Here is a 15,625-nt window from a genome sequence, read left to right as displayed (position 1 = left end):
TTATTCCTACTTTAATTACTGTCGTTATTTTCCGCCAAAAGAAAACTTCAATTTTAGCAAACGAGTAAAAATGAAATAGCTGATAATACTTGCCATGAAAAATCCGACGTAATAAGAAAGGAGTGCATCTCTTCCGCCAAGTAATCTACCACCAAATAAAGCAAAACAAAGAACGGTGCAAAACATGAACCATTTCTGTAACCTAGGGAACAATAATATTTTTCCGTTTTGTTCGTTCGGCGCACGTGTATATAGAAAAGTTGCAATCGGTAAAAAGGTAATAATATAAGTAAATGGCGTTAATAGTTTCCAAGGAGAAGGAATAGATGTATGTTCCATTGGATTGTCCTGTGGTGATTTAGAAATTTCATTCCCTTTCTCATCGAAAGTTACTCTAGGGTGGTAATCATAAGTGATATTGAAAGATTCTAATGGTGAAGCGATACCTGCATGTTGTAAATATTTATGAGTCTTATATTCTATTTCTCCCAATGCTTCTACTGACCCTTGTGTATGGGTGTAAACAAACCCGGATATTAATAATACTAAACCGTATGGTAGAAATAATAAAATTGCAGTTAAGCTGCTTTGTGAGAAAATATTTCCAGTAATCGTACCGATAAATAAAGCGAATGTATAGACGGCAATGAGTACAACTGTAGTATATAAAAAGTAAATATGGAACGGAGTAAAGATTTGATACTCATTGTGAAACGATATGTTTTTTATTCCGTACATGCTAATCCAACAAATGATATTTACTGTAATGATATTCAAAACGCCAAACAACCATTTTGTTAAAAAGATATCTTTTCGCTTAAAAGGCATTGATAATAAAAAATCGGTAGATTGATTGTTACGTTCCCAGCCAATTAAAAGACAAGCGAGTGTAATAATAATGACTCCTTGTATTACGAAGGCGCTATCAAATGTATTAAAAGAGTAGGAATAATAATAAACATAGTCATCGATTTTCATTTTTGATTGGCTTAGTTCCATTTGTGCAGCCTTATAATATTTATACGGTAGTAGATATAAACTACTTAACCAAAACAGTAGAATAATATATTTCCCCTGCTTCCATTGTCGCATCCATAAAGCTTTATGAAACATGTGAATCCTCCTCAAATGTCGTGACAAATATATCTTCGAGTGACATTGGTAATTCTTCTAATAAAAGTGGTTGTTCTTTATGAAATTTCTCTAGCGTAGTTGCTACATTGCTTTCAATTAAAATTGTATACACTTTGCCTGTTTGGTTTAATACTTTTACATTATTTAAGTTCTCTAGTTTTTGCGGTAGCGAACGTTCGTAAGCGACTTGTATTTTTGCATAGCGAGATTTCGTATCGTCTAATGCTGTAATCGAAGCAATCGTATGATTTTTTAAAATAATGACTGTGTCTGCAATTTTTTCCACTTCATCTAAATGATGAGTAGAAATGAGGATGGTAATCTCCCGTTCCGCTACTTCTTCAATTAAAAATTGTAGAATTTGTCTTTTTACAATCGGATCCAGTCCATTTGTTGGTTCGTCTAAAATAATATATTCTACACCTGTGCAAAAAGCTAAAATGATAGCGAGAAGTGCTTTCATACCACGTGAGTAACTACGAATGCGTTTTTTAGGTAGATGGAAGCGCTCTAGCAGTTGATAAAAATATTCTTCATTAAAGTTTGTATAAACAGCCTTATAAAACGTCGCAATTTCTTTTACTGTATATCCGCTTAATATATTAGTAGAATCCGGCACATAAGCGACCTTTTGTTTAATTTCTGGATGCTTATGAACATCTACATCGTCGTATGTAACGGTTCCTTCGTCGGAATCTAAAATACCAACAAGCGTCCGAAGTAAAGTTGTTTTCCCTGCACCATTTCTTCCGAGTAATCCTACAATGCTTCCTTTTGGTAATGTGAAAGAAACATCTTCTAAAATGACTTGATTATCAATTGTTTTCCCCAGGTTCTCCACTTTTAGCATCCGTATTCCCTCCCAGTTCTTTATAGTATGAGTCAATCCAATCATGAATTTTATCTTTTGTAATACCAAGATAAGAAGCTTCTAGCAATAATTGATGAAATTGTTTTTCAACCATAGCAATTTTCCTTTCATCTAATGTCGGTGTAATCGATTGAGAGACAAACGTTCCTTTTCCTCGCAGTGTTTCAATAATCCCTTGCCTTTCTAATTCTTGATACGCTTTACTGACGGTATTTGGATTAATAACAAGGAGTGAAGCGAGTTCACGTACAGAGGGCAGTTTATCGCTTGGAGCTAACATATTTTTTAATACGAGTTCTTTTATACTTTGAACAATTTGTTCCCATATCGGAGTGTTGCTTCTTGGATCGAGTTGAATGTGCAAGAGCAATGTCTCCTTCCTGATAAAATTTAAGTGTACTATTAGATGTAATACACTTAATACAATATATGCGCCAGGATTGTTTGTCAATACTAAAATAGAAAAATATGGTATAAAAAAGTGTTGGTTGGAAAAAATAGGTTTGATATAGAATGGAGGGTTAGTCATGAGGCGAGTTTTTGGAATGCTTATTTGTTTCATGTTGCTGCTTTCTGGTGCTTCAGTTGGTTTTGCCCAATCTGAGAAAACGCAGTCTGAAAGAACAGAAGTAGAAACGACACCGAAGTTAGCGGAACAAGCATTGTCAGCAATTGTTATCGAGCAAGATACAGGTAAAGTTTTATTTGAAAAAAGTCCAAATGAAAAACTACCACCTGCTAGTATGACGAAGATTATGACGATGTTGCTTATTATGGAACAAGTGGAAAAGGGAAAATTGAAACTAGATGATAAAGTCAGAGCAAGTGAACATGCAGCTTCAATGGGTGGTTCACAAATCTTCCTGGAGCCTGGTGAAGAGATGACAGTGAATGAAATGCTAAAAGGGATTGCAATTGCATCTGGAAACGATGCATCTGTTGCAGTTGCTGAGCATATCGCTGGCTCGGAAGAAGGATTTGTAAACATGATGAATAAAAAAGCGAAGGATTTAGGATTGAAAAATACACATTTCCAAAATCCAACGGGGCTTCCGGCAAAAGATCATTATTCAACAGCATATGATATGGCAATTATGGCAAAAGAATTGATGAAATATCCACTCATTCGGAAATATACAGGGAAATATGAAGATTATTTACGTGAAGACACGGAGAAAAAGTTTTGGCTTGTAAATACAAATAAATTAGTTCGTTTTTATCCAGGGGTAGATGGGGTAAAAACAGGATTTACGACAGAAGCAAAATATTGTTTAACAGCATCAGCTGAGAAAAATGGAATGCGGGTCATTTCTGTTGTAATGGGAGCACCGACATCAAAAGAACGTAACAATCAAGTAACAAAGCTCCTTGATTATGCGTTTGGACAATTTACGACGAAGAAGCTGTATAAACGTGGTGAAAAAATTAAGACTGTAAATGTCGGAAAAGGTAAGAAAGAAAAGGTAGATTTAGTGGCATCAGATAATGTATCTCTTCTTATGAAAAAAGGAGAAAGTATGGACAAGGTAAAGCAAGAAGTTATTGCTGAAAAGAAAGTGAAAGCCCCAATTAAAAAAGGTGATGTACTTGGTACGCTTGTTGTAAAAAAAGACAAGGATGTTTTATTGAAGCAGGCGATTGTGGCGAAAGAAGATGTCGCTGCTGCAAGTTGGTGGGAGTTATTTAAAAGAAGTTTTGGGATGTTTTCAACATCAAAATAGCGGTAAAGGTATTGCTGCTTTCCTACCCACATACATGAAAAAGATAGAATAATTGCTAAAAGGTGCACATTATGGCGAAATAGTACTTCTTTTGTCAATAGGAAGGATTCTTATTTTGTATTCACGAAAATCTTATGTAAATGAGTAAAGTTTGAGCATAAGGAGGAAATCGTATGAGTCTTTCCATGCATTTAGAAGTAAAACGTGACGTCTTATGTGTTAGGTTAGCGGGTGAATTAGATCATCATACTGCTGAAGAGTTGCGAGCGAAAGTAACAGATATGATTGAGACGCATGGTGTTCATCATATTGTATTAAGCCTAGAAAACTTAACATTTATGGATAGTTCTGGGCTAGGTGTTATATTAGGCCGATATAAACATGTTAAAGGTTTGGGAGGGGAGATGGTCGTCTGTGCAATCTCAGCCCCTGTAAAACGTTTGTTTGAAATGTCGGGTCTGTTTAAGATCGTTCGTTTAGAAGAAAGTGAAGCGCATGCGCTCGCGACATTGGGGGTGGCATAATGAGAAATGAGATGAACCTTCAATTTTCAGCATTGAGTCAAAATGAATCATTTGCTCGCGTAACAGTTGCTGCTTTTATTGCACAATTGGACCCAACGATGGAAGAATTGACAGAGATTAAAACAGTTGTGTCTGAAGCGGTGACAAATGCAATTATTCATGGATATGAAGGGAATGCAGAAGGTGTTGTTTACATTTCAGCGGTTTTGGAAGAAGCAATGGTGAAACTCACGATTCGAGATGAAGGGGTTGGCATTTTTAATTTAGATGAGGCAAGACAACCTCTTTTTACAACTAAACCTGAATTAGAGCGTTCCGGAATGGGATTTACTATCATGGAAAATTTTATGGATGAAGTAGAAGTTATTTCAAACGAATCTTTCGGGACAACAATCCATTTGACAAAATACTTATCAAATAGTAACGCTCTATGCAATTAAGGAGAATTGCCTATGGACATAGAGGTCAGAAATGAGAAGAAGAAACCTCAGTTAAAAGACCATGAGTTAAAAGCGTTAATTCAAAAAAGTCAAGATGGAGACCAACAAGCAAGAGATACGATTGTCCAAAGTAATATGCGTCTCGTATGGTCGGTTGTACAGCGTTTTCTCAATCGAGGATATGAACCAGACGACTTATTTCAAATTGGCTGTATTGGCCTCTTGAAATCGGTAGATAAATTTGATTTATCTTTCGATGTGAAATTTTCAACATATGCAGTCCCGATGATTATTGGAGAAATACAGCGTTTTTTACGTGATGATGGATCAGTGAAAGTAAGTCGATCTTTAAAAGAGACAGGAAATAAGATTCGAAAAATGAAAGATGAGCTTTCAAAAGAATATGGACGGGCTCCAACAATTAATGAAGTCGCAGAAGCGCTTGAGCTGACGCCAGAAGAAGTTGTCCTTGCGCAGGAGGCGAGCCGTGCTCCATCTTCTATACATGAAACAGTTTATGAAAATGATGGAGATCCCATTACAATCCTGGATCAAATTGCAGATCAATCTGAAACAAAATGGTTTGATAAGATCGCTTTAAAAGAGGCAATTAGAGAACTAGATGAAAGAGAACGTTTAATTGTATACTTGCGTTATTATAAAGATCAAACTCAATCGGAAGTAGCGGAGCGGATTGGAATATCGCAAGTACAAGTATCAAGACTTGAAAAGAAAATATTGAAACAGATGAAGGATCGAATAGATGAGTAGCATCTATTCGATTCTTTATTTTATTCTAAAATAGAAAGATGCTTTAAATAAGATTAAGATTCACAGTCTATCTCTCTCTATCGATGTTATTCTTTCTAAAATTAAATCATTTCAATCATTAATAAAATTAACAGAATTTATTGATAATTTAGTAAATTTAAAATATAATCCAAGTATAAACTTGTCATAAAGGGGGAAGAAAACATGGAAACGAGGCAGCAATGGGGAACGAGAGCTGGCTTTATTTTTGCAGCAATCGGTTCTGCCGTTGGATTAGGGAACATATGGCGCTTTCCGTATACTGCGTATGAAAATGGAGGAGGCGCATTCTTTTTACCGTACTTATTTGCATTATTAACGACTGGTATTTCATTATTAGCTTTTGAATTCGCTCTTGGACATCGTCACCGTGGTTCAGCGCCGCTTTCATTCTTTCGTATCAATCCACGTGCTGAATTTATTGGGTGGTGGCAAATGGCTGTTACATTTATTGTCTCAACGTATTATGCCGTTATTATTGCATGGTCCATTTCTTATACGTATTTTTCTATTAATGGGGCGTGGGGAAAAGATACAGAAGCGTTTTTATTTAAAGAGTACTTACAAGTTGCTGATAAGCCGGGACAATTTGGCGGTCTTGTTCCGGAAGTTTTAATCCCACTCGCACTCGTTTGGATTATTGTACTTGGTGTTGCATTTAAAGGGGTTAAGAAAGGGATTGAAGTTGTAAACCGCATTTTTATTCCCTTGCTTGTTGTGATGTTTCTAATTATTGTTGTTCGTGCTGTTACGATGGAAGGGGCAATGCAAGGACTCGATGCATTTTTTAAACCAGATTGGAGTCGTATTTTAGATGGGAAAGTGTGGCTCGCAGCTTACGGACAAATTTTCTTTAGTCTATCGCTAGCGTTCGGGATTATGATTACGTACTCTAGTTATTTGCCAAAAAACTCAGATACAACAAATAATGCTTTTATTACAGGATTTGCAAACTCAGGATTCGAATTATTAGCTGGAATTGGTGTTTTTGCAGCTCTTGGTTTTATGGCAAATAACATGGGGGTACCAGTGGATAAGGTAGCGAGTGCTGGTGTTGGGCTTGCATTTGTCGTGTTTCCACAGATTATTAATGAATTACCAATGTCACCACTATTTGGGGTACTATTCTTTTTATCATTAACAGTAGCTGGCATTACATCACTTATTTCATTGGCAGAAGTATGTTTTGCAGCTGTATCTGAAAAATTTAGTATAAGCCGTCAAAAGACAATTGGAATTATGGGCACGCTTCTTGTATTGGTTTCTCTTGTTTTCGCGACACGTGGTGGACTTATGTTCTTGGATGTTGTTGATTACTTTGCTAATAACTTTGGACTAATTATAATAGCATTAGCGGAAGTGGTTACGGTAGGGATCATTCTTCAGCGTTTACCAATGTATCAAAATCATGCTAACTTTGTATCGGATATAAAGCTAGGAACATTTTGGAGAGTTAGTTTACTTGTTATTACACCACTTATGTTAGGGTATATGCTTATTGATGGTACGATTCAAAACATTCAAAAGAATTATGGTGGTTATCCGACACAATTTGTTGTGACGTATGGTTGGGGTCTCGCAGCGGCGTTTCTTGTTGTTGCATTAATTATTAGTTTGAAAAAATGGAATACACAAATACATTCAGATTCAGCCCAGCTTGAAAAAGAATGGAAAGATCGAGGTGTTTCATGATGAGTGGATCAGCAATTATGATGATGCTTATTGGAATTGTAGTGATTTGGGGAGGGCTCGCACTAAGCATTGCAAATTTATTTAAGAAAAAGAAAGCATAAAACAAAAAACATCTACACCAAAATGGTGTAGATGTTTTTTGTTTTATGAATAGGGAGCGAAACTTATAAGTTCAATCTACGAATAATGATTGATAAAAATATCGGATTAAGTTGCGGTTTATAAAAAAAGTTGTATTAGAAAATTTTCCAGAAACCATACTACAACTACGAGGAATAGGGAAGAGGTGAATGGAGTTGGAACAAACAATCTATCTCAAAATGCGAAATCGTCTGCAAGTATCTCCTTCATATGAGTTGAAAATTGAGGATATTGCACAAGTAGTGGGGGATTCTGAGGTAGTAGAAAAAGTAAAAAGACAATCTGTTTATAAAATTACAAAACATGATAAAACACATGTTGTAATTGATGCGATGAAAGTCATTCAAATGATTCATCAGACTACCAAGCATATACAAGTTAATTTACTAGGTCCTGGACAAATACTCGTGGAAATCGTGTATGAAAAAAAGAAAGTACATCCAATTTTCCTTGCAATGGTTTGGATGCTACTTTTTGTCGGTGCGGCTCTTGCTATTATTTATTTTCATGAGGATGTGAGTATGCAGCAAGTACATTTGCGCTTATATTACATGATTACAGGGGAAATTAACTATAAACCACTCTTATTTCAAATCCCATATTCTTTAGGTCTTGGATTAGGTATGGTTTTGTTTTTTAACCATGTGTTTCAGAAAAGAATTAACGAAGAACCCAGTCCATTAGAAGTTGAAATGTTTCAGTATCAACAGTCACTCGATCAATATGTCATGATTCATGAGAATAAAGAGAGTGCAAAACAAATTGCTGATGATTGAGTACGGGTTGGTTATCGTAATTGGTCTTGCTGGTGGAATTGCAGTTGGAGGCGGGTATGTTGCGTTTTTAGCTGTACTTGGTGTAATTCCTCGTTTAGCTCAGTTAACAAGAAGTGGACATTGTATTCAATTTTTTGAGTGGGCAGTTATTGGTGGTTCTTTAATTGGAGCGTGGTGTAGTTTACGCGATATCACGTTTCACGTATCTCAATATTGGCTCATTGTGCTTGGGTTATTTTGTGGAACGTTTGTTGGGATGCTTGCTGCAGCTTTAACTGAAGTATTAAATGTTCTACCGATATTAGCAAAAAGGATAGGGGTAGATGGGAAAATTGTAGTGCTACTCGTTGCACTTGTGCTGGGTAAAGTAATGGGATCTTTGTTTCATTGGATTTATTTCGTAAGGTAGGAGGCATCAAGATGAAACAAAAAAAATTAAAAGATGATTACATAAATCAAATAAAAGATTATCATCCAAAGCCAAATTATGTGATGAATTGTGTAAAGGCGTTTGTTGTAGGGGGATTGATTTGTGCAGTGGGAGAATGCTTTCTGAAATTTTACATGCACTATTTTCACTTTAGTGAGCAAAATGCGGGAAACTCTACGATAGCAACTCTTGTATTATTATCAGCGCTATTAACTGGCTTTGGTGTATATGATAAAATCGGCCAATTTGGGGGAGCTGGATCAGTGGTTCCTGTTACTGGATTTGCAAATTCTATAGCAAGTGCTGCAATAGAGCATCGTAGTGAGGGAATTGTACTAGGTGTTGCTACAAATATGTTTAAACTTGCGGGAAGTGTAATTGTGTTTGGGGTTGTTGGAGCGTATATTGTTGGCTTAATTCGATATACATTTAAAATTTTAATGTCATAAAGTGAAAGGATACTCATTGGGAGACATCATTTTCTACTGAGTACCAGACCTCAACAATCAAACTTTCACGGGTAGTTTACCTCACGCTTAACTTCTTTGTTTTTTAATGAGGGATTACTGCCCGCGAATAGCGGGATAAAAGGAGATTAGATATGAGATTGACAGGGAAGCAAACATGGGTATTTCAAAATCATATATTTGTGAATGCAACGGGTACGGCTGTCGGTCCGAAAGAAGCGGAAGGTCCACTTGGTAAGTGTTTTGACATTGCATATGATGATTTACATTGCGGGGAAGAAAATTGGGAACTTGCTGAAAGGAAATTAATGAAAGATTCTATTCAACAAGTTATGCAAAAAGGGAATGTAAAAAAATCGCAAATTGATTTTTTTTTAGCAGGGGATTTGTTAAATCAAACGGTGACAGCAAATTACGTCGCTCGTGAGCTGGGGATTCCTTTTTTAGGTGTGTTCAGTGCTTGTGCAACATCGATGGAAACTTTAGCGATTGGATCGGCTTTTATTGATGGAGGCTTTGCTAACCGTGTGATTGCTGCAGTAAGTAGTCATAATGCAACTGCTGAAAGACAATTTCGTTATCCGACAGAGTATGGCGTTCAAAAGCCTGGAACAGCAAATTCAACTGTTACTGGAGCAGGAACAGCTTTAATTAGTAAAGAACAAAGCCAAATTAAAATAACGGCTGCGACGATTGGGAAAGTACAGGATTTAGGAATTACGAATCCTTTTGATATGGGATCGGCGATGGCACCAGCTGCTGCTCATACGATTCAACAACATTTTGAAGATTTAGGGAGAAGTGCAGCTGACTATGATCTTATCGTTACAGGGGATTTATCAGGTGTTGGAGCGCCTATTACGAAGCAACTTTTACTTGAGGAAGGATATGACTTAGGGAATATATATCATGATTGCGGGTTAATGATTTATCACGGGGATCAAGAAGAAGTTTTTGCAGGTGGAAGCGGTTGTGCTTGTTCAGCAGTTGTAACATACGGCCATTTACTACAAGAAATGAAAAAAGGGAATTTACAGCGTATTTTTGTAGTCGCAACAGGAGCGTTATTAAGCCCGATTATGATGCAACAAAAAGAAACAATCCCAACGATTGCACACGGCGTTGTATTCGAAAGAGTAAAAGGAGTGTAAAGTTGTGGATTTTATATATGCATTTATCGTTGGAGGAGCCATTTGTGTAGTAGGACAGATTTTATTGGATTTTGCAAAATTTACGCCTGCTCATTTAATGGCAACTTTTGTAGTAGCTGGAGCTATTTTAGATAGCTTTGGTATATATGATAAGCTCATAAAATTTGCAGGTGCTGGGGCGATAGTTCCTATTACGAGTTTTGGGCATTCCCTTCTACATGGGGCGTTACAATCAGCTGAAAAGCATGGTTATTTAGGAATAGGAATAGGGATGTTTAGTTTAACTTCCGCGGGTATTACAGCAGCCATAGTATTTTCGTTCTTTGTAGCACTTATATGTAAACCGAAAGGATAAATCAAATGAGACGAAGGGTTATTTTGGTGACAGATGGAGATGAATATGCACAGCGAACAATTGCATTGATAGCAAAAGAATTTAACGGACGATGTATTTCAGCATCGCAAAGCAATCCAACGAAATTGACAGGAAAGAAGATTGTTGAGCTTATTATGCAAACGCCATATGACCCTGTATTTGTTATGTTTGATGATAGTGGATTTATTGGAGAAGGTCCTGGTGAGAAGGCATTGAAATATGTAGCGATACATAAACAAATTGATGTTCTCGGTGTTTTAGCAGTCGCGTCTAATACACATCATTGGGAGTGGGCACGCGTAGATGTGAGTGTAGATCGAGAAGGCAGATTAACAGAATATGGTGTTGATAAATTTGGACTTCCTGATGGTGAAATTGGAAGGATTAATGGAGATACAATTTATTGTTTAGATGAATTGAATGTTCCTATTATTGTTGGGATTGGTGATGTTGGAAAGATGTATGGAAATGATGAATGGGAGCGAGGATCACCAATTACTAAAAAAGCAATTCAATTAATTTTAGAAAGAAGTGGGTTTTATGACAAAACAAAAGAAAGTTAATATCCCGATTTCTTCCTTTTTGAGCGACAATGAAAATTATTTAAAGCAAACAGCTGGACTGGGTGTCACATTTGATGTTGGGATTCGTAAATTTCAAATTCTTGATAAAGAAATTGGTGTATTGTTTGTAAATGGATTGTGTGATACGAACTATATTATCCCAATTTTAGAAGAAGTAGTGGATACGAATGAGCTAGGACATGTTGAGGAAGATACTGTTAAGCTACTAGAAAATCGCTTTATTCATCAACAAGTAAGTAAAGTGAAAACGATGGATGAGGTAATGGTACAAGTATTATCTGGTCTTATTATTATTTTTGTAGAAGGTGAAACAGAGGCCTTTGCAATTGATGTCCGTAGTTATCCAGGAAGAACACCGACAGAACCAGATACAGAAAAAGTGGTGCGCGGAGCAAGGGATGGTTTCGTAGAAAATATTATTGTAAATACAGGGCTCATAAGAAGACGTATTCGTGATCCGCGTCTTCGAAACGAAATTATTCGAGTAGGGGATAGGTCGCAAACGGATATTTGTATTACTTATGTTCAAGATGTTGCGAATCCAGATATGGTAAAGATTATTAAGCAAGAACTAGAGAATATTGAAGTAGATGGAATTACGATGGCTGACAAAACGATCGAAGAATTTCTAGTAAAACAAGGTTATAATCCTTTCCCGCTTATTCGCTACACAGAAAGACCAGATGTAGCAGCGACCCATTTATTGGAGGGGCATGTGCTCGTTATTGTTGATACATCACCAAGTGTTATGATTACACCAACAACATATTTTCATCATGTGCAGCATGCAGAAGAGTTTCGGCAAAATCCAGCGGTAGGAACATTTTTACGCTGGGTACGATTTGTTGGTATTTTATTTTCTTTATTTTTAGTACCATTTTGGCTTGTATTTGTTTTGGATCCAACATTATTACCGGAGAAACTGGCTTTTATTGGACCAAATAAAATGACGCACCTACCAATTTTATTGCAAATTATTATGGCGGATATTGGACTTGAATTTTTAAGGATGGCAGCGATTCATACTCCAAGTCCATTATCAGCAGCTGCTGGTCTTATTTCAGCAATTTTAATCGGCCAGATTGCCATTGATGTTGGCTTATTTGTTCCAGAAGTTATTTTATATACAGCACTTTCAATGATTGGATCGTATGCAACACCAAGTTATGAATTGGGGCTCGGAAATAAAATCGGAAAATTATTTGTCATTATTTTAACTGGATTTTTCCATGAGATGGGATTTGTGATTGGAATGACGCTGCTGATTTTATTTTTAACATCTATTAAAAGTTTACAAACACCATATTTATGGCCATTCTTACCATTTGACTGGGGAGCGTTAAAAACAATATTATTACGCCCGACGATATCGAGCTTAAAAGTGCGTCCAAGCATTGTACATCCGCAAAATATACGTAGACAAAAATAAGCAGGGTGATTTTCCTGCTTATTTTTTATTATAAATTTATCATTTTTTAACAAAAACACAACATTTTTTTCGTACACTTAGAGTAGACATTGTGTATGAAAGGGGAAGAGAGCATGATTAAATTATTTGTAAGTGATTTAGACGATACACTTGTTTATAATGTGAGTCATATGGATAAAGGAGATGAGAAAGCGCTTTGTTGGTTGGCGGACCAAGGGACAAATATTTGCTTTGCTTCTGGACGGTTCACACATCGAATTCATCATGCGGTTAACAAATTTACCTTTCCGTATTATACGACGGGACTCAATGGGGCTACGATGTTATTACCAGATGGGGAAATATTTCATGAATCGACGTTTGATGATAGAGTTGCCCAGGAAATATATCGATATATACATGAAAAAGGACTAGCTGATATTGTGTGTGCGAAAGAGCAGAGATATACGAAAAGAAAAAATAAACATCATCATATTTTTGAGGAGTATATGGGTGTACATATTGCTGAAGTAGAATCATTGGAAGAAGAATTCGGTAAAACAGTCCGCCCTGCAAAGTTATTTGTGTATGGAGAAGAAGAAAAAATTGTGAATTTGGATCAAGAGTTAAGAGAAAATTTTCATGAGCAAGCTGAAATTTTCATTTCTGGGAAACGATACGTTGATATTATGCCCATGGGTGTTAGTAAAGGAAGTGCTTTAAAACGTTTAATGGAGCATTTAAAGGTTGAAGCACATGAAGTAGCGTGTATTGGTGATTCGTTCAATGATATTTCCATGTTTGCAGTAACGCCGCATTCTTTTACACTTCATCATGCGCATCCGTATGTAAAAGATAAAGCATGTCATGTCGTTCGTTCTGTAGAAGAAGCAATTATGAAATTACCTTTGCTTATGTAATATATAAATCCATTTTGATTTTTCGACATATAAGTTGCTACTATGAAGAACAAAAGGTGATTTGCGCTCGTTTTCTCTTCCACCTAAAAAGAAGGAGTTTATGTCGTTTTTTAAATTGGATTTATATAGAAAAAAGCTCGTCATTGACGAGCTTTTACTTAAATAGTGATTTAATAAAATCAATGATACTAGAGAAGAAATCTTTTACTTTATCTAGAAACCCTTGGCCTTCTTCCGATCCTAGGAAGGCTGAAACATGTTCTTTCGCTTTATTTAATTGGCTACCAACTTGGTTCCAGTCAATATTTAAGTTTTTCATCTTATCAAAGAGTGAAACTAAACTATCTAACTGTTCATCTGTTAGTGTAATGCCAAGTTGTTCTGCAATTTTTTTAATTAATGCACGTAAATCTTCGGTTGTTTTTGGCTGTTCTTTGGAAATTTCTTCTTTTACTTTTGCGACAAGCTGAACAGCTTTTTCGTCACCAATTTTGTCACCAAGTTTAGCTGTTTGAACCATTTCTTCATTGGCAACCTTTTTTACTTCTTCAGGAATTTCTTTTTTTGATGTTGTTTCGTAAGCTTTCATTAAGCCTGTTAAAGCAGCTGTTCCTGATACTTTAAATGGTGCAGTGATTTGGATTTCCGCATCTTTCACACCGGCTGTGATTAGTGCATTTGTATACATTGCATCTGTTACCCAATTAATATTTTTTGCTCGTACAATAAGACCAGATCCTGGTTTTGTATACGTAATCATAGAAGAGGAAATCGCTCTCGTACCAATTTGTGATTTTGGAACGATACCTTCTAAAAATTTATGTTCTTCCGCATTAGATACAGTGATAATTTGCGCATCTTTTGGCGCTTTCATTTCTTTTAAAAGATCTTGTTTTTGTTGTTCAGATAAATTTTCTCCTAATGTAACGATTGATTCTCCCTCAATCACGTCTGCAAATGAAGCTGTAGGAATCATGAATACCGTAACAGCTAATAGCAGAGCTAATAGTTTCGTTTTCACGAAAAATCGCTCCCTTTCTCTTTCTGAAATTTGCGGGCAACACAGTAATTATAGTATATTTTTTAAATTTGTCATCCATCTTCTTGTTGATTTTAAAAAAGAAGTATACAGATTGTCGGATTCTTTTTGTTTCTCGGCACGAATATGGTAATATAGTGCTGAGATAGTTGAAAGGAGATATATACGTATGAAAACTTTAGGATACATATTAATGGAGAATGGTGAAAAAATCGAATTAGAATTTTTCCCAGAGGAAGCACCAAAAACAGTTGAAAACTTTAAGAAACTAGCAGAGCAAGGATTTTATGATGGGGTTACATTCCACCGCGTTATTCCTGGTTTTGTAAGCCAAGGTGGAGATCCAACAGGAACAGGAGCAGGTGGCCCAGGTTACTCTATTCCATGTGAGACTGAAGGAAATCCTCATAGACATTTAGTTGGATCACTTTCTATGGCACATGCTGGCCGTAATACAGGTGGTAGCCAATTCTTTGTTGTTCATGAGCCACAACCACATTTAGATGGTGTGCATACTGTATTTGGTAAAGCAACAAGCGGCATCGAAACAGTACTGAACATGCGTCAAGGCGATGTAATGAAAGAAGTTAAAGTTTGGGAAGAATAAGTTAAAGAGAGCTATTTAGCTCTCTTTTTTTGTTTTGTTATATTGTCAGCAGGTTACTGTTCAGGCTAACATAGCGGTTAGATTATTTTAGTTTCGAAATATTGTAAGGTATATTCGGATTTATTGATGAGAATAGATGAAGTTGGACTTTTTTACTTAATAAACAGGAATTGGTAGGTAACGTGCAGTAAATGATAAAGTAGGAGGACAAAGTTTATTGCATTAAAATGAATGTCATACTGAGAAACGTATTTCGTAAAAATACATAGGATGCAGTAGAGTTTATATCTTACTTTTAATAATCTATTAGCGAAAGGACCACAAGAAGGGAACGGTCTTTCTCTAGAACCGCCTTACTTAAAAAGAGTCATTGTATGAGTAAGGAATAAAGGATTTGTGTACGGTTGACTTTCCTAATTTCTCTTTGTATGATTATCAAGTTGTTTTGACAGCTCTTCTCACTATAGTGAAAATATTGTAGAATAGATGTGATGTAGAAGTAGTGGTTGAGGGGATAGACAGTTTGTAACTTTT

Annotated in this window: 19 protein-coding genes; 15 read left to right on the top strand and 4 right to left on the bottom strand. The window is 36.1% G+C overall.

Annotation, left to right across the window (positions count from 1 at the left end; all coding sequences use genetic code 11):
• Positions 1-24: 24 nt before the first annotated feature.
• Genes AZF08_RS01970 through AZF08_RS01960 form a run of 3 tightly spaced genes read right to left on the bottom strand, consistent with a single transcriptional unit; the run spans position 25 to position 2,369 of the window.
• Positions 25-1,113, bottom strand: coding sequence for an ABC transporter permease subunit (locus tag AZF08_RS01970; protein WP_033672358.1), 1,089 nt, complete (start codon positions 1,111-1,113; stop codon positions 25-27).
• The gene (locus AZF08_RS01965; RefSeq protein ID WP_033672357.1) at positions 1,103-1,984 is read right to left on the bottom strand and encodes an ABC transporter ATP-binding protein; all 882 of its coding nucleotides are present in this window, start codon (positions 1,982-1,984) and stop codon (positions 1,103-1,105) included. Before AZF08_RS01965 ends, AZF08_RS01970 begins: the two co-directional genes overlap by 11 nt.
• Positions 1,950-2,369 carry a GntR family transcriptional regulator gene (locus tag AZF08_RS01960; RefSeq protein ID WP_033672356.1) on the bottom strand — a complete coding sequence of 140 codons (420 nt, stop codon included), beginning with the start codon at positions 2,367-2,369 and terminating at the stop codon, positions 1,950-1,952. Before AZF08_RS01960 ends, AZF08_RS01965 begins: the two co-directional genes overlap by 35 nt.
• 163 nt (positions 2,370-2,532) lie before the next feature.
• Between AZF08_RS01960 and AZF08_RS01955 the strand changes: the two genes are divergently transcribed.
• The 14 genes from AZF08_RS01955 to AZF08_RS01890 all read left to right on the top strand — a co-directional run bounded on the left by AZF08_RS01955 (position 2,533) and on the right by AZF08_RS01890 (position 13,445).
• Positions 2,533-3,726 carry a D-alanyl-D-alanine carboxypeptidase family protein gene (locus tag AZF08_RS01955; protein ID WP_033672355.1) on the top strand — a complete coding sequence of 398 codons (1,194 nt, stop codon included), beginning with the start codon at positions 2,533-2,535 and terminating at the stop codon, positions 3,724-3,726.
• 173 nt (positions 3,727-3,899) lie between these two features.
• A complete protein-coding gene (spoIIAA, locus tag AZF08_RS01950) occupies positions 3,900-4,250 on the top strand; it encodes an anti-sigma F factor antagonist (protein ID WP_033672354.1) in 351 nt (116 codons plus the stop codon).
• Complete coding sequence (gene spoIIAB / locus AZF08_RS01945; protein ID WP_033672353.1) at positions 4,250-4,690, top strand: anti-sigma F factor; 441 nt, start codon at positions 4,250-4,252, stop codon at positions 4,688-4,690. The genes spoIIAA and spoIIAB overlap by 1 nt, the downstream gene beginning before the upstream one ends.
• Before the next feature lie 12 nt (positions 4,691-4,702).
• On the top strand, positions 4,703-5,461 hold the full coding sequence (sigF, locus tag AZF08_RS01940) for an RNA polymerase sporulation sigma factor SigF (RefSeq protein ID WP_033672352.1): 759 nt from the start codon (positions 4,703-4,705) through the stop codon (positions 5,459-5,461).
• Positions 5,462-5,665: 204 nt separating this feature from the next.
• On the top strand, positions 5,666-7,192 hold the full coding sequence (locus AZF08_RS01935) for a sodium-dependent transporter (protein ID WP_033672351.1): 1,527 nt from the start codon (positions 5,666-5,668) through the stop codon (positions 7,190-7,192).
• Positions 7,192-7,293, top strand: a complete 102-nt coding sequence (locus AZF08_RS01930) for a methionine/alanine import family NSS transporter small subunit (RefSeq protein WP_153019473.1) — start codon at positions 7,192-7,194, stop codon at positions 7,291-7,293. Before AZF08_RS01935 ends, AZF08_RS01930 begins: the two co-directional genes overlap by 1 nt.
• A gap of 195 nt (positions 7,294-7,488) precedes the next feature.
• Positions 7,489-8,109, top strand: a complete 621-nt coding sequence (locus AZF08_RS01925) for a stage V sporulation protein AA (RefSeq protein ID WP_033672882.1) — start codon at positions 7,489-7,491, stop codon at positions 8,107-8,109.
• Positions 8,102-8,518 carry a stage V sporulation protein AB gene (locus tag AZF08_RS01920; RefSeq protein ID WP_033672349.1) on the top strand — a complete coding sequence of 139 codons (417 nt, stop codon included), beginning with the start codon at positions 8,102-8,104 and terminating at the stop codon, positions 8,516-8,518. Before AZF08_RS01925 ends, AZF08_RS01920 begins: the two co-directional genes overlap by 8 nt.
• Before the next feature lie 11 nt (positions 8,519-8,529).
• Positions 8,530-8,988, top strand: a complete 459-nt coding sequence (gene spoVAC, locus AZF08_RS01915; RefSeq protein WP_033672348.1) for a stage V sporulation protein AC — start codon at positions 8,530-8,532, stop codon at positions 8,986-8,988.
• A gap of 152 nt (positions 8,989-9,140) precedes the next feature.
• Positions 9,141-10,157, top strand: coding sequence for a stage V sporulation protein AD (spoVAD, locus tag AZF08_RS01910; RefSeq protein ID WP_033672347.1), 1,017 nt, complete (start codon positions 9,141-9,143; stop codon positions 10,155-10,157).
• A 4-nt stretch (positions 10,158-10,161) separates the two neighbouring features.
• Positions 10,162-10,512 (top strand): stage V sporulation protein AE, encoded by a 351-nt coding sequence (spoVAE, locus tag AZF08_RS01905; RefSeq protein ID WP_033672346.1) that lies wholly within the window; start codon positions 10,162-10,164, stop codon positions 10,510-10,512.
• 5 nt (positions 10,513-10,517) lie between these two features.
• Positions 10,518-11,096 (top strand): stage V sporulation protein AE, encoded by a 579-nt coding sequence (locus AZF08_RS01900; protein WP_033672345.1) that lies wholly within the window; start codon positions 10,518-10,520, stop codon positions 11,094-11,096.
• On the top strand, positions 11,074-12,546 hold the full coding sequence (locus tag AZF08_RS01895; RefSeq protein WP_033672344.1) for a spore germination protein: 1,473 nt from the start codon (positions 11,074-11,076) through the stop codon (positions 12,544-12,546). Before AZF08_RS01900 ends, AZF08_RS01895 begins: the two co-directional genes overlap by 23 nt.
• A 95-nt stretch (positions 12,547-12,641) precedes the next feature.
• A complete protein-coding gene (locus tag AZF08_RS01890; protein ID WP_033672343.1) occupies positions 12,642-13,445 on the top strand; it encodes a Cof-type HAD-IIB family hydrolase in 804 nt (267 codons plus the stop codon).
• A gap of 154 nt (positions 13,446-13,599) precedes the next feature.
• On the opposite strand, the gene AZF08_RS01885 is transcribed toward AZF08_RS01890, so the two are convergent.
• Complete coding sequence (locus AZF08_RS01885; protein ID WP_033672342.1) at positions 13,600-14,466, bottom strand: DUF1002 domain-containing protein; 867 nt, start codon at positions 14,464-14,466, stop codon at positions 13,600-13,602.
• 187 nt (positions 14,467-14,653) lie between these two features.
• On the opposite strand from AZF08_RS01885, the gene AZF08_RS01880 reads away from it, so the two are divergent.
• Positions 14,654-15,091, top strand: coding sequence for a peptidylprolyl isomerase (locus AZF08_RS01880; RefSeq protein ID WP_033672341.1), 438 nt, complete (start codon positions 14,654-14,656; stop codon positions 15,089-15,091).
• The last annotated feature ends 534 nt before the right edge of the window (positions 15,092-15,625 follow it).

This window comes from Bacillus gaemokensis, assembly GCF_001590835.1.
Taxonomy (GTDB): Bacteria; Bacillota; Bacilli; order Bacillales; family Bacillaceae_G; genus Bacillus_A; species Bacillus_A gaemokensis.
This window is presented reverse-complemented; position numbering and strand designations above follow the sequence as displayed.